This window comes from Streptomyces sp. NPDC020898 (assembly GCF_044333925.1).
In the GTDB taxonomy this organism is placed as follows: Bacteria; Actinomycetota; Actinomycetes; order Streptomycetales; family Streptomycetaceae; genus Streptomyces.
In genome coordinates this window covers 136905-153768 of record NZ_JBIRRV010000011.1, presented here as the reverse complement: position 1 = coordinate 153768, position 16864 = coordinate 136905, and the positions used below count along the sequence as shown (strand labels likewise).

The following is a 16864-nucleotide window of genomic DNA, read 5'->3' as shown; positions in this document are numbered from 1 at the left end:
CGCCCGCGCTGGCGTACATGCACTCTGACACCTGCGGGCGAGCCCCACGCCTGGCCCAGGTCCGGCCCCGCGGCGGGCTCAGCCCCTGTCCCGACTCGTCGGCGAAGCACCTGTAGGCGCCGAGCTCGCCGGCGGTCTTTCCACGCCGGGCCAGGTCTCCTCCCGCCAGTGCGTGATCTCCTCCTCGTCGCGTGCCGCCGAGCGGCGCACCGGGACCTGCCAGGAGTAGCCGTGCCGGTCAAGCAGCGCTCATTCCGGTCAGGGTGTAACTGACATGGCAGATCCGGCCGATCAGGTCGGCGACCCGCGCCAGCGTCCAGCGCTGATCGTCCTCGAAGCCGCACACGCCGGGCCCGGCGTCCCGTAGCGCAGCCACCTTCGTCCACTGCCGCTTGCTCAGCCGCTCCCGCGCCACGGGCCCCGTCGAACACAGGGCCTGCGCTTCACCCTGCTTCCACGCCGCCCGCCAGCGCTCCACCGAGCGCTTGGTGACCCGCAACTCCTGCGCGATCTGCGCAGAGGATCATGAACCGTCACCACCCGAGGCGACGCTACAAGTTCAACCTGAGTGAACCCCGGCGCCCTTGTCTGATCAGCCGCCCCCTTGACTCACGACTGTTTCACCGGTCGGCATGGTGATATCGGAATTCAATATCCCGGCCGATTCGGCCAGGGAAAATTCCAGCCCCTTCAAGAACTCGACTATTCGAGCAGAAGGAAAGAGTGCCGTATCGGCGCGCAACAAGAAATAATACCCATCCATTTCATCGAAGACTTCTATGAAGAATTTCATATCGTCATAAACATATGACCTCACTTCGAAAAATGATGTTTCATCGCTCCCGGTCGAGGATGTATCGTACTTGAATCCGGAAAAGTGCGCATTGAATGCATATGAAACATCCGGGGCGGACCCGTCAGCCTCCTCAAGGCTGTCGATCACAGCCAGTGCAGCCTCCGGGTCACATTCGCAAGATAGTGAAGTTTCCAGCATTGCCTGATGAGTCAGGCGAACCTGTTCATTCATATCGGCACCCGTGTGCTCCAAAGCCACTGGAACGCTCTGCGTGAGCGGTCCGGAGTAACTTAGATCCGTTGGCCCGAAACGGTTGTGCGAGAATACCATAAAACCGCACCGCGTCTTGCCGTAATTTTCCTTGAGTATCTTGTGCACATAAGTAAGCAGCACGGCGGCAGGGCTGGACCTAAACCTTGCCGATAGCAATGTGACAGCCAGGGCCGCCCGTTTCGACCGCATGGAGTGCTCTTCAAACCTGGCTTCAATGGTTACTTCTGGCACTACTTCACCAGTCCACCGCGGAAACCTTTCCAGCTCCCTCTTCCAGAACTCCAGGGCCAGCCGCGAGCGGGCCACCCCTTCAGGCCCCTGCTCGACTTGAACTCTGTCTATCGGCTGCACGATGTCACCCAGGTCGGGTTGCCCGGCATGGATTGCAGCCGCCTCCATGAGTTGCTTCATCTCGGTAGTGACAACTGGAATACTCCAGCCGTCTACCGCCATGTGGAATATGGACAAAATCACAAACCTTGGCAAGTCGAATTCCGCGACGATTGCGGCTCGAATTGATATCTCGGGCATGGTGAACGGAGCACTGGTCATTTCCAGCTCAAGCTGCTTCGCCAATTCAGAAGGGGACGATCCTTCGACATTGCACAGCCGAACATGAAGCTTTCCTGAAGATGAGACGACTTGTTTCGCAACGCCTTGATCATCCACAAAATATCGCGTTCTCAGCACCTCATGGCGCTCAATCATTTTAGACAGCATGGCCAATACTCCGTCCACATTGCACCCAGGCGGCACCTCCACTCGGATCGGTATACCAAGGTGAGTATAATGCGGAGCTTGCGTGGAGACGGCCCTCCATAGCCATTTCTGCCCCCACGTCAAGGGATATATGCCGGACCTGTCTCCTGAATAGGGGATCTCTATGGCGCTCAACTTGGTCATCCAGGCCCTCCCATAATGGAAAGTTCATTTTGATGATCCAACAATAGTGCGACGATCACCACCCGTCAGCTCCGGCTGTCTCGCTGGCGAGACAGCCACCCACCAATGCCCGGCAAATTGTCAGGATCACTGTTGACAGGCGCCGCTCCAGACGGTGATCTATGCCGTATGCGCAGTTCTGCGGAAAAAATCGTCGCAACAACCCGAATAGGCGACAGTCTGGGAGAGATCGTCGACACCCATGGACACGTTCCGTATATCGACTGACCTTCGGCGATCGTGTCGATCACCAAAAGTCGTGTGCGGTGAAGGCCCTGGAAGACGACATTGCCGCGTGGATCGGCACCTGGGACGACAACCCACGGCCCTTCACCTGGACCACCAAAACCGCGGCGCGGTCGTTAATTCGGGGTATTCAAGCCGCCGAAGGGCCAGAGCCGGCGCTGTGATCAGGTGAGTAAATGCTCTCCGCCGCCAACGCCGGGAAATCGCGGCACCTTGAGAGCCGTGGCGTGTGCCACTGAGACTCCTGGTCTGCCAGCTGGAAAATTTTGCGAAGGCGACCGAACTCGGTGTTCCTGGCAGGGGTTCGAGTGGGTGATTCGGCACAGACTCTGGATGATCTATTCATGTTATGACTGAACGTCATTGGATCCGGACTCTACATGTCTCCCCATGTCTCCCCCTTTTTTCCGTGACAACTGCAATCACGAGAAATCGAACTCAGGGAAGAAATTGTCAGACCTTGCTGACTTACCTACAGGGCGTCTGCTGAAACTGTCGTGGGACTTTATATGACCGTTAGGCGATCGGCAAGAGGAAGGATCGGTGAGGGGTGCGTGTATTTTTTTCCGTCTCGGGGGTATCGCCCTGAGGTCCGCGCATGCCGGCCATGTCCCCGGCGACACCTGCTCCCGCTTGCGTACGGCACTGGAACTGGCGAAGAAGGCCGACTCTGCGGATTGCGCCCGGCCGGCCCGCGGTCAACTTCGTGGCTCACCTCTTGACTTGACCTCGAAGCGCTGTGATCATTGTGTGCGCAGTAAGCGCTCACTATGTGATGCCCTCTCGCCGCCCAGAGTCGAATCTTCGTGAACCATGAAAAGTGGTCTCCGAAGGGATGATGTCAGGATTGAATCATCAAATTGCCCCGTAGCCTTTCCTTTTTCCCTGGGAAGGATCATGCTGAGCCTTGGGCACGGCAGTACAAATAAAATCGTCATCGATCGCGGTGAAGAACACGTTTCTCCTCCGCAGCGTCCGGCGCGATGCAGAGCCTCAAATAGCTGATACCGCCGCGATGGTCCGCCCCATCACCGACATCCCTCGGACGATCATGCCCTGGCTCACCGTCAGGGATTCGACCGCCGAGCAATGTGACAAAGATCGCCCCCGTATGCAGAGGAAATACTGTGGTCTCTGAGCTCTCGTTACCCGTCGCGGCGGTAGAACAGAATTCCCACTACGCGTCGATCGTCGCCCAGTACCTGCGCCACCTCGCGGACGGCGCGCTACTCGTCGACGCCAAGGCTGTCGGCGATGTGGCGGCTTGTGTCGTCGAGACGATCTCCACCGGCCGGACCGTATTCGTCGCGGGTAATGGCGGCAGTGCGTGCACAGCCGACCACATGGCCTGCGACTGGGCGGTCAGTGCGCTCCGTGCGGGGCACCGCGTCGCCAGGGTGATCAGCCTTTCCGGTAGTTCGGCGTATGTCACCGCACTGGCCAACGACATCGACTTCACTGAGGTGTTCGCGCAACAGGTCAGAGCCATCGGTGCGGAGGACGACCTCCTGGTGCTCCTCAGCGTGAGCGGCGACTCGCCGAATCTGGTCCAAGCCGCCAAGGCGGCCCAGGAGCGAGGGCTGACCGTGGTGGCCCTGCTGGGCAATGCCGGCACGTTGGCCCAGCATTGTGACCTGGTGGTCGAGGCGGGCGCCGGGGACTACGGCCTGGCCGAGGACCTGCATCTGGCCCTGAACCACGCCATGGTGCGTATCTTCCGCGCTGGACGACCTCACCGGTACGGCTGGGGCGGCGACCCTGCCCAGGAGGAGGCGCAATGAGCACAGACGCCGTACCTCCCATCGTGATACGCGGCGCCGGTCCGTCCCGGTCCATGGACGAATACGGCCCCGGTGAACCCGGCCTGCTCTGCGACCGAGACGGCACGATCATCGAGAACCGTGCCGAGTACGTCCTGCGGTCCGAGGACATCCGGATTCTTCCGGGCGCCGTCGATGCGCTACGCGATGCGGTACGCGCGGGGTTCACCATTGGCATCATCTCCAACCAGTCCCCGGTCGGCCGCGGGTTGCTGACCGTGAACGAGGCAGTGAGTCTGCACCAGGAGCTGCTTGCCAGACTCGCCGCGGCCGACGTACCAGTGGCAGCGAGCTACCTGTGTCCGCACAGGCCCGAGCATCGCTGCCACTGCCGCAAACCGGAGCCCGCGCTGATCCGGCGGGCGGTGACAGAACTGCGACTGGACCCGGCGCGGACTTGGTACGTCGGGGACGCGGCGGCCGATGCGCTGGCGGCCCGAACGGCAGGCGTCCACGGCGCCCTCGTTCGGACCGGCCGGGGGGCCGCAGAGTCCCGCACTCTCGATCGCCATGGCCTGACCGGCCTGCCGGTCGTGGACGACCTGGCCGCAGCAGTGGAACTCGCGGGTCGTCGGCTACGCGCAGCGGGGGAACCCGCCTTCGACCGGTCCTGCCGGGAAACGACTTCATATGCCGAATAGCTCAGCCCCGCTTATCGCCGGCCAGCACCGTGACGTTCCCGGGTACTCCGACTCGGGCGTGACTCCCGGCGTGTGATCGCGAGACGGGGCACACCTCGGTGCTCGGGATCCAGGTACTGATTGCCGGGCATGGCCGGACCAGCTCTGGTCACAACCGGACCTGCGATGTCGCAGCCGATGACCACATGTGCCGTGACCACACCGACCTGCTGACCGTCGACGTGCTCGACGCTCGGACGGTCGTCTCCCTGAACCGGAGGTTGACGCATGACCCGCATGGTCGTCACTGGAGGCGGAGGATTCATCGGCTCGCACGTGGTGGAGCGGCTGGCTGCCCAAGGCCACACGGTGACTGTGGTGGACGACTTCTCCACCGGTCACCCTGGCAACCTGGCCCCGGTGCTTCAGCTTCACCCCGATGTGACCGTCCACGAGGCCGACATCGCCACCCCTTCAACGGCGGACCTGGTGCGTGAGGCGCGCCCCGAGGTCGTCCTGCTGCTGGCGGCCCAGATGAGTGTGAAGGTTTCCATGCGCGACCCGGTCCTGGACGCACGGCTCAACGTCGAGGGGCTGGTGCGCATGCTGGAGGCCGCCCGGACGGCGGGTGCGCGGAAGGTCGTCTTTGCGTCGAGCGGCGGAACGATCTACCGCGAGTCGATGGACGGTGAGGGACCCACCACGGAGACGTGGGAGCGTGTGCCCCGTTCCTTCTACGGCCTGACCAAGTCGGTGGCTCTGGACTACCTGCGGCTGTATGAGGAGGTGCATGGACTGTCGTCAGCGGCCCTGGCCCTGGGCAACGTCTACGGGCCGCGGCAGGACCCCGGCGGGGAAGCCGGGGTTGTCGCCATCTTCGCGCGTCGGATGCTGCGTGGTCAGCAGTGCGTCGTCAACGGTGACGGCCTGACCACAAGGGACTTCGTGCATGTCGACGATGTCGCGGAGGCCTTCACCCTGGCCGCCGAACGAGGCAGCGGGCTGATCAACATCGGTACCGGCCAGCCCTCGTCGGTACTCGACATCCATGCCGCACTGGCGGCCGCGACCGGTTTCACGAAGGCTCCGGTCTTCGGCGCTCCGCTGCCGGGAGAGATGCGGCACGTCCGCCTCAGCACGGAGCGGGCTGCAGAGCAGCTGGGATGGCGAGCAGGGATCGACCTCCAGAAGGGTGTGGACAGCGTGGTGCGCTGGGTTCGGGAGCACTCCGAGGGACCTGCGGAGGTACGGCATGTCGCCCCGCATGACAAGGCGGTCGCCTCCCCCGGAGAGGAGACCACGTGAGCCTCGTGACCAGCCGCTCGGGACGCCTCCGCTCGGCCCGGCCCCTGCGGCCGGCTCAGTTTCGGCGGCTGCCGACACGCCCCAGCCCGTGGCCCGACGGCTCGCAGGTGCTGCTCCGGCAGGTCCGTGCCGAGCACACTCGGCGCCTGCTGCCCGTCACCGTGCTGTACGACGACGGGCAGAGGTTCGTCTTCCGCGTACAGGCAGGCTCGACCTGGCTGGACGCGGTCCGCCCCGGTGCCGACCGCGCGCACGGTCGGCGCGGAAGCCGGCGACTGACCACCACCGCCGGGTCGGAGTACAACCTGACGTATGTGATGGACCGCGGCAGGTCGTACGCCGTTGCCATGAGCACCGACCCCGTCAGCGGTGAGCTGGTGAAGTGGCACGTCAGAGCCCAGAGCCTGATACGCCGACGATCCTGGGGCTTCGACGCTGTGGAGCGGGAGCTCGATCTCGAGCTCCCGCCGACGGGCGGAACGACGTGCTGGAAGGACCAGCGCCTGCTGGCGAGCCTCGTGGCGGAAGGCGCCGTCACCCCCACCACGGCCAGCCGGCTGAAGCGCGAGGCACGGCACGCGGTGGGACGCCTGGCCGATGCGGATCAGCGGGCCGCCCTGGTGAACTGGACCCGGCCGCCGGCGGACCCGCTCAACGTGCATCACGTGATGGACCGGTTGGCCCCGATATCGGGCGTACCCACATCCGGCGGGCCTGAGCCGACCGGGGCCGTTGCAACTGGCACTGCGGTGCCGGGCCCGGCCGCCTCCCCGGTGCTCGTGGCCGACGACCTGACACCACGTCGCGTCTACGTGGCGAGCGGGCGCGCCCGGCGTCCGGTGAGTGTCGCGGAGGGGTGCCCCTTCTGCCCCGGAGGCCGTGAGGTACCCGCGGACTTCGAGACGACTGCGTTCCCGAACCGCTGGCCGCCGATCGCGACCGGCCGCTGCGAGGTGCTGGTGCACAGTCCTGACCACGCCCAGGACTTCGCCACCATGTCCAGGGGTGAGGCACGCCGCGTGGTCGACCTGTGGGCACGGCGCGGCGAGGCGCTGGCCGGCCTCGACGACGTCCGGTGCGTACTCGTCTTCGAGAACCGTGGAGCTGCCGCCGGAGCCACTGTGGAGCACCCGCACAGCCAGATTTTCGCACTGTCCGTCCTTCCCCCCTTGCTGGGACCGGCGCAGGAGCCGGGCCCGTCGGCTCCGCCGTGCCCGGCCTGCGCCGAGCCGGACGCCGCTCTGCTGGTCGAGGAGAGGGACGGCTGGCGTGCCGCTGTGCCGCCCGCCCCGCCGGCGCCGTACACCGTGCGGCTGACCGCCCCGCGGCACGTGACGTCGCTGGCGGAGTTGGACCCGGCCGAGCGTGACGGGCTCGCCACGGCCCTGGTCGGTACCGTGCGCCGCCTCGACCGGTTGTTCCACGAGCCGATGCCGTACCAGCTGTGGACGTCTCGTTCGGCGCACGGATCACCGGGCGGCCATGTGTCGGTGACTGTCGCCGGACTGCTCTCCCGCCCCGGGCGGCCCCGGATACTCGGCGCGGCGGAACTGGCAACGGGCCTCTACTTCACCCCGGTCGGGCCGGCCGAGACGGCTGCGGCGCTGAGGGCCACCGATCCCCACTCGCAGCTACGGGAGGTACGGCGGTGACAGCGCGAGACACGGCCACGGACCGCGCCGGGTCGGCAGCGCGCCTGGTGGTGGCCCGTGCCCCGCTGCGCGTCTCCCTTGCGGGCGGTGGCACCGATCTGCCCAGCTACGCCGACCGCTTCGGAGGCGTGGTGATCAGCCTGGCCATCGATCGCTACGTCAGCGTGACAGCCTTCCCCCGTTCCTTCGGCAGTGGTGTCCGGGTGTGCTGGGAGGACGTCGAGCAGGTCGAACACGCCGAACAGCTACGCCATCGTTTCGCGCGTGCCGCCCTGCTGGACACCGGCACGCTGCGCAACATCCAGCTGGCGTCGTGCGCCGACGCCCCGAGCAGTTCCGGCCTCGGCGGTTCCGGAGCGTTCACGGTCGCGCTTCTGCACGCCCTCCTGCACCAGGACGGCCCTGATCCCCGGGAACTCGCGGAGCGTGCCGCTGCGATCGAGATGCGCGACCTGGGCCGTCCAGTCGGCAAGCATGACCACTACATGGCGGCCCTCGGCGGTTTGCGCATGCTGCGGATCAGCAAAGACAGGAGGGTGAGCCCGGAGGCGCTGCCGCTCCACAGTGCGTTCGAGGCCTATGTCCGGGAACGCCTGCTGTTGTTCTTCACCGGTGTGAGCCGGGACGCCGGCCAGGTCCTCACCGCTCAGGATCGGCTGACGCGTCGCGGCAACGTCGACACACTGCGTGCGCTCCAGTCCATTCACGCGCTGGTCGCGGAGATGCTCATCGCCGTCTCCACAGGCCGGGTCGACGACATCGGTCCCCTGCTTGACGCTCATTGGCAGGCGAAGCGCGGGCTCAGCGAGGGCATCTCGAACGACAGGACGGAGATGCTCTACAAGGTCGGCCGTGAGGCCGGTGCCGACGGCGGCAAACTCCTCGGCGCGGGCGGCGGTGGCTTTCTCCTGCTCAGCAGTGGACCAGGCAGAGCTGACGAGATCCGGGCCGCGATGGCTGAACAGAACGCTCAGGAGCTGCCGTTCGGGCTGGACACCACGGGCTCGCAGGCGGTGGGACTTTCCGTATGACGACGTCGATGCCCAGCAGGTGTGGTCCCCCAGGGAAGGTATGTGCGCCATGTCACCAATGTTGAGTGTCATCGTGCCGATGTTCAACGTCGAGCCTTACATCTCCGCCTGTCTCGAGTCACTGCTCGGCCAGCACTTCGCGAACGTTGAGATCGTCGTCATCGATGACGGGTCCACGGACGCAAGCCGGGTCATCGCCGAACAGTGGGCGCGCCAGGACTCCCGTATCCGCCTGATCGGGCAGCCGAACGCCGGATTGAGCGCCGCTCGAAACGTCGGCGTTCGTGCGGCACGAGGACAGTACCTCGCGTTCTGCGACAGCGACGACGTCGTGCCGGCAACGGGGTACGCCTCGCTCATCGGGTCCTTGGAGACCACGGGGTCCGACATCGCCTGTGGAGACGTACGTCGGCTCCACAGCGCCGGCTTGCGACCGCATCCCGGATATCACGACACGTTCGCCTGTGCCCGGAGCCGCACCCACATTCGTCGCGACACCTCGCTGGTGCGCGACCGCATGGTGTGGAACAAGGTGATCCGACGCTCGTTCTGGGACGAGCAGAAGCTGTTTTTCGAGTTGTCCGGGTACGAGGACGCCCCCGTCATGATCCGCGCACACATCGAGGCGTCAGCAGTGGATGTACTGACAGAGGTCGTCTACCTCTGGCGAATCCGCGAACAGGGGCCGCTATCGGGGACGCAGCGACGCGATGAACCGGACAATGTCGCAGCCTGCATGCGCATGGTGCTCGATACGTTCGAGGTCATCAGGCTACGCGCCCCGGAACTCATCCCTCCATACGCAGTGGACATGTGCTGCGGTGACGTCCGGCAGGGGCTCCGCGCGCTGCACTTGCACGACGACGAAGCTCTGGGCGAAGCACTGTCACTCGCCCGTTCCTTCGTCAGGGCTGTCCCCGAGAGCGTTTTCGACGAGTTGCCGCCGACAGACCGGCAACTCATGCGCCTGCTGGCCCAGGGTGACCTGACGGGGATCCGGCGGCTCGTGGAACATCCTGCTTCAGCGGTGGATTACTTCCGCGGTTGGTGACGGGCCGGATGTCCACCATGGAGAGCATGGGGGAGCAAAGCCTGATGTGCCGCCCTCCGGTGGCAGGATCCTGTCGGCGGTGCGGTGTGGCTCGACAGGAGTGTGCCGTGGCCTGACGCTGGTATCGGTCGATCCGCCGGCGGCTGGCGGAACTGACCGTCTGTGGACGGTCACGTGATTCCCCAGGTGCTGGGAGCAGGGCTCCGCTCTCGCGGAGCCCTGGGTCAGTCCCGCCAGTCGAGTTGCTGTTCAGGGACCCCGACGGAGCGCCCGTAGTCCTGGGCTTCGCGGCGGCCCTCGGCTTGCCCACGTGGATAGCGGAAGACCTTGTTGGCAAAGATCACGAACGTGTCGGACGAGGTGTGGAAGTCGGTGTACCAGCCTCCCGTTGAAGAGAGGCAGGAAGCCAGCTGATCTGCGAGGTGCTGGGCCTCGGGCTCCTCGGCGGCGAAGTCCAGCAGGGTCCAGAGCCGCGGCTGGTCATCCCCGGCGTCCGTCATCTCGATCCGTGTCAGCTTGGTGATCCGCAGTGGGATCCCGGTCAGCTCGGCTCCAGCCTTCAGGCTTTCGGCGATCAGCACACCTTCGAGCATCTGAACCTCCTTGATGTCGGTCGGGGGCGAGACCAACTGCCGTTCTTCGGGCGCTTGTCGGGGCGGTAGCTGGGGCCGTTCACGATGACCTGGTGGCTGGCGTTGATCAGCCGGTCCAGCAGCGACTCCGCGACGACCGGGTTGGGGAAGAGCGGATACCAGTCGCTGGGCGCCCTGTTGCTGGTGATGATCGCGGATCCGTTTGGTCCAGGTGCGGTCCGCGTGGCCGCCGGCCAGGTCCGCGAGGATGCGGCTGGTCTTGGCGAAGCGGACGTTGGCGCCCTGGCGGATGGCGAGATGGCCCAGCGCCTGGGCGATATGTGTCTTCCCGACCCCGACCGGGCCGAACAAAATGACCGACTCTCCAGCGTGGAGCCGGCGCAGGGCCCTCAGGTCGCGGATCTGGGCGGCAGGGAGCTTGGAGGAGGCGGCGAAGTCGAACTCTTCCAAGGTGGCCTGTTGCTCGAACCTCGCCCGGTGCAGGCGACGTTGGAAGGAGACGGTCTCGCGGCGGATGATCTCGTCCTGGCAGAGGATCTGGAGGAAGTCCAGGTGGCCGAGTTCGCCGCCGTGGGCCTGGGCCAGGCGGGCGTCGAGGGTCTCCAGCATGCCCGAGAGCCGCAGAGCCTTCCGCGAGTCGCGCAGGGCGGTGTCCATCACGCTCATCGTCGTGGAGGGAACCTGGGCGGGTGTCACACCGTCCGGGGACGGGCTGCCGGCGAAGCGGCCGGAGCTGTCGCCGTACGACCACCTCTCGTAGCTTCCTCCGAACATGCCGGTGGCGCGGACCTGCAGGAACCGCCAGTAGAATCCGTACACGTGACCGCCGCACCCGCAAAGCCCCGCATCCCGAACGTCCTCGCCGGACGTTACGCCTCCACCGAGCTCGCCGTGCTCTGGTCGCCCGAGCAGAAGGTGAGGCTGGAGCGGCAGCTCTGGCTCGCCGTGCTGCGGGCCCAGAAGGACCTCGGTATCGAGGTGCCCGACGCCGCCCTCGCCGACTACGAGCGGGTCCTCGACACCGTCGACCTGGCGTCCATCGCCGAGCGCGAGAAAGTCACCCGGCACGACGTGAAGGCGCGGATCGAGGAGTTCAACGACCTCGCCGGGCACGAGCACGTCCACAAGGGCATGACCTCCCGCGACCTCACCGAGAACGTGGAGCAGTTGCAGATCCGGCTCTCGCTGGAGCTGATGCGCGACCGTACGGTGGCCGTGCTGGCGCGGCTCGGCAAGCTGGCCGGGGAGTACGCCGAGCTGGTCATGGCCGGCCGCTCGCACAACGTGGCCGCGCAGACCACCACCCTCGGCAAGCGCTTCGCGACCGCCGCCGACGAGCTGCTCGTCGCGTACGGCCGGGTCGAGGAGCTGCTGGGGCGCTACCCGCTGCGCGGCATCAAGGGTCCGGTCGGCACGGCGCAGGACATGCTGGACCTGCTCGGCGGCGACGCGGCCAAGCTCGCGGAACTGGAGCAGCGGATCGCCGGGCATCTGGGCTTCTCCACCGCCTTCACCTCCGTCGGTCAGGTCTACCCGCGCTCGCTGGACTACGAGGTCGTCACCGCGCTGGTGCAGCTGGCCGCCGCGCCCTCCTCGACCGCAAAGACGATCCGGCTGATGGCCGGGCACGAGCTGGTCACCGAGGGCTTCAAGCCCGGCCAGGTCGGTTCGTCCGCGATGCCGCACAAGATGAACACCCGGTCCTGCGAGCGCGTCAACGGGCTCATGGTGATCCTGCGCGGCTACGCCTCGATGACGGGCGAGCTGGCGGGCGACCAGTGGAACGAGGGCGACGTGTCCTGCTCGGTGGTGCGCCGGGTCGCGCTCCCCGACGCGTTCTTCGCCCTGGACGGGCTGCTGGAGACCTTCCTGACGGTCCTCGACGAGTTCGGTGCCTTCCCGGCGGTCGTCGCGCGTGAGCTGGACCGCTACCTTCCCTTCCTCGCCACCACCAAGGTGCTGATGGGCGCGGTGCGCGCGGGGGTCGGGCGCGAGGTCGCGCACGAGGCCATCAAGGAGAACGCGGTGGCCTCCGCGCTGGCGATGCGTGAGCAGGGCACGGAGCGCAACGAGCTGCTCGACAAGCTGGCCGCCGACGAGCGCATCCCGCTGGACCGCGCGCAGCTCGACGCGCTGATGGCCGACAAGCTGTCGTTCACGGGCGCCGCGGCCGACCAGGTAGCCGCCGTCGTCGCCCGCGTCGAGGAGATCGCCAAGCAGCACCCGGAGGCCGCGGCCTACACCCCCGGAGCGATCCTCTGACCCGCTCGCCCCGCTTCACCCAGGCCGAACTGGAGGCCGCCCGCGACCGTCTCGTACCGGACGTCGTCGCGGACGGCCTCGGTGTTCTCTTCTGCGGCATCAATCCCGGCCTGATGACGGCGGCCACGGGTCATCACTTCGCGCGGCCCGGCAACCGCTTCTGGCCCGTCCTCCATCTCTCCGGTTTCACTCCGAGGCTGTTGAAGCCCGCCGAACAGGGCGAGTTGCTCTCGTACGGGCTCGGCATCACGAACGTCGTCGCGCGGGCGACCGCACGGGCCGACGAGCTGTCCGCGGAGGAGTACCGCGAGGGCGGACGGCTGCTGGCCGCGAAGGTGACACGGCTGCGGCCCCGCTGGCTGGCCGTCGTCGGCGTCACGGCGTACCGGGCCGCCTTCGACGACCGCATGGCCCAAATGGGCCCGCAGGAGCGGCAGTTCGGCGACACGCGCGTATGGGTGCTGCCCAACCCGAGCGGCCTGAACGCCCATTGGACGGCGGCGACCATGGCCGAGGAGTACGGGCGACTGCGGGAAGCGGCTTCGTAGGATGTGCGGCGGGTGGGGTGCGTGCACCCCCGTCACGCGTCCCGGCGCCGCACGCTCCACGCCCCCGCGAGCAGCGCGGCCGCCGTCCAGAGGGCGGTCACCGCGAGGCCGGTCCAGGGGCCGAGGATGCTGTCGGACGTCTCGTGGAGGATCACCTGGCCTGCCCGGTCGGGCAGGAAGTCGGTCAGCCCACCGGCGACGTCCCCGATCACGAACGAGATGATGAGGACGAACGGGATCAGGATGCTGAGCGTGGCGACGCCGCTGCGCAACAGGGCGGTGAGTCCGGCCGCGAGCAGCGCCATCAGCATGAGGTAGATCCCGCAGCCCACGACACCGCGCGCCTGTTCGCCCAAGGTGAGTCCGCTCGCCTCGTCGCCCAGGCCAGCTCGGCCGGCGGCGAGCGAGGTGGCGCCGGTGACCAGCCCCACCAACAGGGCGGGTACGCCGATGGCGGCGGTCTTGGCCGCGAACCACCGTCCGCGCTGTGGCACCGCCGCCAGGGAGAGTCGCAGGCCGCCGCCGTGGAACTCTGACGAGACGGCCGTCGCGCCGAAGGCGATGGCGGCGATCTGACCGGGCCCGACTCCGGAGAGCGCCATGAACAGCGGGTCGAACTCCGGGTCGGACGTACTGGAGACGCCGGCGAGCGCGGAGAACACCGTGGAGACGGCGAACACCGCCAGCAGTGCGCCGCAGAGTGAGCGGAGCGTCCGGATCTTCAGCCACTCGGAGCGCAGAACGGGTGCGAACGGCATGGTCAGGCCTCCTGTGGCTGCGCCGGGGGCTTCTGGCCGGCGAACTCGGTCTCGGACATCGTCAGATCGAGGTAGGCCTGCTCCAGCGTGCCTTCCTCCGTGGCCAGTTCGAGGACCGGCACATCGGCGTCCGACGCGAGCCTGCCGATGTCGTCCACGCGCGCGTGGTGCACGGTCAGGTGCCCGTCCTCGTGCTCGGTGGCCTCGTATCCGTGGCGAGCGAGGACCTCGTTGAATGCGGTGCCCTTTGTCGTGCGCACCCGCACACGTGGCTGTACGCGCGCGTGGATGAACTCCCGCATCGGGGTGTCGGCCAGGAGACGGCCGCGGCCGAGGACCACGAGATGGTCGGCGAAGGAGGCGGTCTCGTTCATGAGGTGGCTGGACACCAGGACCGTCCGCCCCTCCCGGGCCAGGCGGCGCAGCAACTCCCGGATCCAGATGATGCCTTCGGGGTCGAGGCCGTTCGAGGGCTCGTCGAGCAGCAGTACGGGCGGGTCGCCGAGGAGGGCGGCCGCGATGCCCAGGCGTTGGCGCATGCCCAGGGAGTACGTCTTCACGCGGCGCCTGGCGGCGGACGCGAGCCCCGTCTCGTCCAGGACCTCGTCCACCCGGCGCTCCGGGATGCGGTTGCTCACCGCCAGCGCCCGCAGATGGTCGCGGGCCGTGCGTGAGCCGTGGGCGGCCTGTGCGTCGAGGAGGGCGCCGACCTCGCGGAGGGGTTCGTCGAGGGTGGCGTAGGCCCGGCCGCCGACCGTGGCGGTGCCGGACGTCGGCCGGTCCAGGCCGAGCACCAGCCGCATGGTGGTCGACTTTCCGGCGCCGTTGGGGCCGAGGAAGCCGGTGACGCGGCCGGGCAGGACACGGAAGGTGAGGTGGTCGACGGCTCGCGTCGTGCCGTACTCCTTGGTGAGGTTCTGGACGTCGATGCTGGTCATGGCAGCAGCCTGACCGCCGGCCGGGGTCGGGCGCCTCCCCCGTCGGAGTGCTCCGTCTCCCCCGCCCGGGGGAGGCCCGTTGTCAGTGGCGGCTGTCAGGATGTCGGGATGGTCCGCATCCTGCGCCCGTTCACCCGGGCCGTCACGTACACACGATGGCTCCATCTGTTCATGGCCATCGTGTGGCCGGCCATGTGGCTTTTCATCGAGGACGAGTGGTGGATCTGGCTCCTGTCGGCCGCGCTGCTCGGACTCGCCGGGCTCGTGCCCGCGATGCGGACCGTGGAGGGGTTGCAGGCCAGACTGCTGCTCACCGACCACCGCCAGGACAGCAACAGTGAAGGCGTCGGCGACAGGGGCGATTCGGAGATAGTCGCCGTCTCGTCCGTCACCTGGGGCGACCGCGGCCGTACGGTGCTCTGGCTGGAGGCCCGGCTGGTACTCGGGGGTCTCGTCTCGATGCTGACCGTCCAACTGCCCATCACCACCCAGAATCTGATGGTGACCGCGCTGGGCGACACCCCGGGCGACGGTGCCCTGCTCCGCGTCGAGGGCCACCACTGGTGGTACGCCCTGCTCACGCCGCTGCCCCTGACCCTGCTGGCCGCGGTCGTGGTCGGTGCGGGCGAGCTGATCACCCGGCTGGCCGGGCGTCTGCTCGGCCCCTCCCCCGCGGAGCGGCTCGCGGCCATGGAGGAGCGCACCGAGCAGCTCCTGGAGCGCAATCGCATCGCCCGTGAGCTGCACGACTCCATCGGCCACGCGCTCACGGTGGCGGTGGTGCAGGCGGGCGCGGCCCGTGCGGCCGGCGATCCCGCGTTCACCGACCGGGCGCTGGAGGCCATCGAGGAGACCGGCCGGGCCGCGCTGGTCGACCTGGAGCGCGTCCTCGGCGTCCTGCGCGAGTCGGGCAGGCCGGCGAGCAGCCGTCCGGCGCTCACCGAGGCCGACCGTCTCCTGGAGTCGGCGCGCTTCTCCGGGGCGAAGGTCGACATCGAGGTGTCCGGCCCTCTCGACGGGGTGCCGGGGCCGGTGTCCCGCGAGGGCTACCGCATCCTCCAGGAGTCGCTCACCAATGTGCTGCGGCACGCGGGGGCCGTTCCCGTCCGGGTCCGTATCGGGGTCGCCGACGACACCCTCGCCCTGGAGGTCCGCAACCCGCTCACCGCCGGGATACCCGGCCCCGGCCGGGGCAGCGGCCTGCGCGGCATACGGGAGCGCGCGGCGCTGCTGGGCGGCCGCGCGCGCACGGGGCCCGACGAGGGCGACTGGCAGGTGCACGTCGAGCTGCCGCTGCGCTGATCTACGCTGGCCGGATGCCCATCACCGTGCTCCTGGTCGACGACGAGCCCCTCGTACGCGCCGGTCTGCGGGCCGTGTTGGAGGCGCAGCCCGATATCGAGGTCGTCGGGGAGGCCGCGGACGGGGCCGCCGTCATTCCGTTGGTCAGGCAGGTGCGGCCCGATGTGGTCGCCATGGATGTGCGGATGCCGTTGATGGACGGCATCGAGGCGACGCGGGCGCTGCTGCGGACCGTGCCGGAGCCGCCGAAGATCCTGGTGGTGACGACCTTCGAGAACGACGAGTACGTGTACGAGGCGCTGCGGGCCGGCGCCGACGGGTTTCTGCTCAAGCGGGCCCGGCCGGCCGAGATCGTGCACGCGGTGCGGCTGGTCGCCGAAGGGGAGTCGCTGTTGTTCCCGGCCTCGGTACGGCGGCTGGCGGCCGAGTACGGCGACGGGGGCGGGAACCGGGCCGCACGGGCCGTGCTGGAGCGGGCGCGGCTGACCGAGCGTGAGGCGGAGGTGCTGCGGCTGATGGCGCGCGGGCTGGCCAACGCGGAGATCGCCGCCCGGCTGGTCGTCGGGACCGAGACCGTGAAGTCGCACGTCAGCGCGGTGCTGGCGAAGCTGGGGGCCCGGGATCGTACGCAGGCGGTCATCGTGGCGTACGAGTCCGGGTTCGTGGCGCCCGGATGATCCCGGGCCGCCGGACAGGTCGGGGTCGTCCGGCTCTCGCCCGGGTGCTC

17 protein-coding genes and 1 pseudogene are annotated in these 16864 nt (G+C 67.7%); 11 read left to right on the top strand and 7 right to left on the bottom strand.

The window, feature by feature from the left end:
- Positions 1–78: 78 nt before the first annotated feature.
- The 3 genes from ACH4TV_RS30895 to ACH4TV_RS30885 all read right to left on the bottom strand — a co-directional run bounded on the left by ACH4TV_RS30895 (position 79) and on the right by ACH4TV_RS30885 (position 1972).
- The gene (locus ACH4TV_RS30895) at positions 79–210 is read right to left on the bottom strand and encodes a hypothetical protein (protein WP_398403853.1); all 132 of its coding nucleotides are present in this window, start codon (positions 208–210) and stop codon (positions 79–81) included.
- 28 nt (positions 211–238) lie between these two features.
- Complete coding sequence (locus ACH4TV_RS30890) at positions 239–499, bottom strand: hypothetical protein (RefSeq protein WP_398403851.1); 261 nt, start codon at positions 497–499, stop codon at positions 239–241.
- Positions 500–592: 93 nt separating this feature from the next.
- Positions 593–1972 carry a condensation domain-containing protein gene (locus ACH4TV_RS30885; RefSeq protein WP_398403849.1) on the bottom strand — a complete coding sequence of 460 codons (1380 nt, stop codon included), beginning with the start codon at positions 1970–1972 and terminating at the stop codon, positions 593–595.
- A 305-nt stretch (positions 1973–2277) separates the two neighbouring features.
- Between ACH4TV_RS30885 and ACH4TV_RS30880 the strand changes: the two genes are divergently transcribed.
- The 7 genes from ACH4TV_RS30880 to ACH4TV_RS30850 all read left to right on the top strand — a co-directional run bounded on the left by ACH4TV_RS30880 (position 2278) and on the right by ACH4TV_RS30850 (position 9736).
- Positions 2278–2421: a hypothetical protein gene (locus tag ACH4TV_RS30880; protein ID WP_398403847.1), complete on the top strand. Its 144-nt coding sequence runs from the start codon at positions 2278–2280 to the stop codon at positions 2419–2421.
- 963 nt (positions 2422–3384) lie between these two features.
- Positions 3385–4038, top strand: coding sequence for an SIS domain-containing protein (locus ACH4TV_RS30875; protein WP_398403845.1), 654 nt, complete (start codon positions 3385–3387; stop codon positions 4036–4038).
- Complete coding sequence (locus ACH4TV_RS30870) at positions 4035–4718, top strand: D-glycero-alpha-D-manno-heptose-1,7-bisphosphate 7-phosphatase (RefSeq protein WP_398403843.1); 684 nt, start codon at positions 4035–4037, stop codon at positions 4716–4718. Before ACH4TV_RS30875 ends, ACH4TV_RS30870 begins: the two co-directional genes overlap by 4 nt.
- 267 nt (positions 4719–4985) lie before the next feature.
- Entirely contained in the window at positions 4986–6002 is a 1017-nt protein-coding gene (locus ACH4TV_RS30865; protein WP_398403841.1) for an NAD-dependent epimerase/dehydratase family protein, read from the top strand.
- A complete protein-coding gene (locus tag ACH4TV_RS30860) occupies positions 5999–7654 on the top strand; it encodes a DUF4931 domain-containing protein (protein ID WP_398403839.1) in 1656 nt (551 codons plus the stop codon). Before ACH4TV_RS30865 ends, ACH4TV_RS30860 begins: the two co-directional genes overlap by 4 nt.
- Positions 7651–8685 carry a hypothetical protein gene (locus ACH4TV_RS30855; protein ID WP_398403837.1) on the top strand — a complete coding sequence of 345 codons (1035 nt, stop codon included), beginning with the start codon at positions 7651–7653 and terminating at the stop codon, positions 8683–8685. The genes ACH4TV_RS30860 and ACH4TV_RS30855 overlap by 4 nt, the downstream gene beginning before the upstream one ends.
- A 49-nt stretch (positions 8686–8734) precedes the next feature.
- The gene (locus tag ACH4TV_RS30850; RefSeq protein WP_398403835.1) at positions 8735–9736 is read left to right on the top strand and encodes a glycosyltransferase family 2 protein; all 1002 of its coding nucleotides are present in this window, start codon (positions 8735–8737) and stop codon (positions 9734–9736) included.
- Positions 9737–9960: 224 nt separating this feature from the next.
- On the opposite strand, the gene ACH4TV_RS30845 is transcribed toward ACH4TV_RS30850, so the two are convergent.
- Complete coding sequence (locus ACH4TV_RS30845) at positions 9961–10329, bottom strand: hypothetical protein (RefSeq protein ID WP_398403833.1); 369 nt, start codon at positions 10327–10329, stop codon at positions 9961–9963.
- A pseudogene (locus ACH4TV_RS30840) lies at positions 10311–10938 on the bottom strand (ATP-binding protein). Before ACH4TV_RS30840 ends, ACH4TV_RS30845 begins: the two are co-directional and overlap by 19 nt.
- A gap of 210 nt (positions 10939–11148) precedes the next feature.
- Here ACH4TV_RS30840 and purB point away from each other — a divergent pair.
- Both purB and mug read left to right on the top strand, forming a co-directional pair.
- Positions 11149–12591, top strand: a complete 1443-nt coding sequence (gene purB, locus ACH4TV_RS30835; protein WP_398403831.1) for an adenylosuccinate lyase — start codon at positions 11149–11151, stop codon at positions 12589–12591.
- The gene (gene mug / locus ACH4TV_RS30830; protein WP_398404061.1) at positions 12588–13139 is read left to right on the top strand and encodes a G/U mismatch-specific DNA glycosylase; all 552 of its coding nucleotides are present in this window, start codon (positions 12588–12590) and stop codon (positions 13137–13139) included. The genes purB and mug overlap by 4 nt, the downstream gene beginning before the upstream one ends.
- Before the next feature lie 32 nt (positions 13140–13171).
- Here mug and ACH4TV_RS30825 read toward each other — a convergent pair whose 3' ends face one another.
- Positions 13172–13897: an ABC transporter permease gene (locus ACH4TV_RS30825; protein WP_398403830.1), complete on the bottom strand. Its 726-nt coding sequence runs from the start codon at positions 13895–13897 to the stop codon at positions 13172–13174.
- Positions 13898–13899: 2 nt separating this feature from the next.
- On the bottom strand, positions 13900–14835 hold the full coding sequence (locus ACH4TV_RS30820; RefSeq protein ID WP_398403828.1) for an ABC transporter ATP-binding protein: 936 nt from the start codon (positions 14833–14835) through the stop codon (positions 13900–13902).
- A gap of 108 nt (positions 14836–14943) precedes the next feature.
- Here ACH4TV_RS30820 and ACH4TV_RS30815 point away from each other — a divergent pair, with 108 nt between their 5' ends.
- Together ACH4TV_RS30815 and ACH4TV_RS30810 are read left to right on the top strand one after the other, a co-directional pair.
- Positions 14944–16137: a sensor histidine kinase gene (locus ACH4TV_RS30815; protein ID WP_398403826.1), complete on the top strand. Its 1194-nt coding sequence runs from the start codon at positions 14944–14946 to the stop codon at positions 16135–16137.
- Positions 16138–16151: 14 nt separating this feature from the next.
- Positions 16152–16814 (top strand): response regulator, encoded by a 663-nt coding sequence (locus tag ACH4TV_RS30810; protein ID WP_398403824.1) that lies wholly within the window; start codon positions 16152–16154, stop codon positions 16812–16814.
- The last annotated feature ends 50 nt before the right edge of the window (positions 16815–16864 follow it).

Bases quoted from the DNA above. Each gene is read 5' to 3' on its own strand.
- ACH4TV_RS30870 (WP_398403843.1), top strand. From the start codon at position 4,035: ATGAGCACAGACGCCGTACCTCCCATCGTGATACGCGGCGCCGGTCCG.
- ACH4TV_RS30810 (WP_398403824.1), top strand. From the start codon at position 16,152: ATGCCCATCACCGTGCTCCTGGTCGACGACGAGCCCCTCGTACGCGCC.
- ACH4TV_RS30850 (WP_398403835.1), top strand. From the start codon at position 8,735: ATGTCACCAATGTTGAGTGTCATCGTGCCGATGTTCAACGTCGAGCCT.
- ACH4TV_RS30820 (WP_398403828.1), bottom strand. From the start codon at position 14,835: ATGACCAGCATCGACGTCCAGAACCTCACCAAGGAGTACGGCACGACG.
- ACH4TV_RS30815 (WP_398403826.1), top strand. From the start codon at position 14,944: ATGGTCCGCATCCTGCGCCCGTTCACCCGGGCCGTCACGTACACACGA.
- ACH4TV_RS30885 (WP_398403849.1), bottom strand. From the start codon at position 1,972: ATGACCAAGTTGAGCGCCATAGAGATCCCCTATTCAGGAGACAGGTCC.
- ACH4TV_RS30865 (WP_398403841.1), top strand. From the start codon at position 4,986: ATGACCCGCATGGTCGTCACTGGAGGCGGAGGATTCATCGGCTCGCAC.
- ACH4TV_RS30845 (WP_398403833.1), bottom strand. From the start codon at position 10,329: ATGCTCGAAGGTGTGCTGATCGCCGAAAGCCTGAAGGCTGGAGCCGAG.
- ACH4TV_RS30825 (WP_398403830.1), bottom strand. From the start codon at position 13,897: ATGCCGTTCGCACCCGTTCTGCGCTCCGAGTGGCTGAAGATCCGGACG.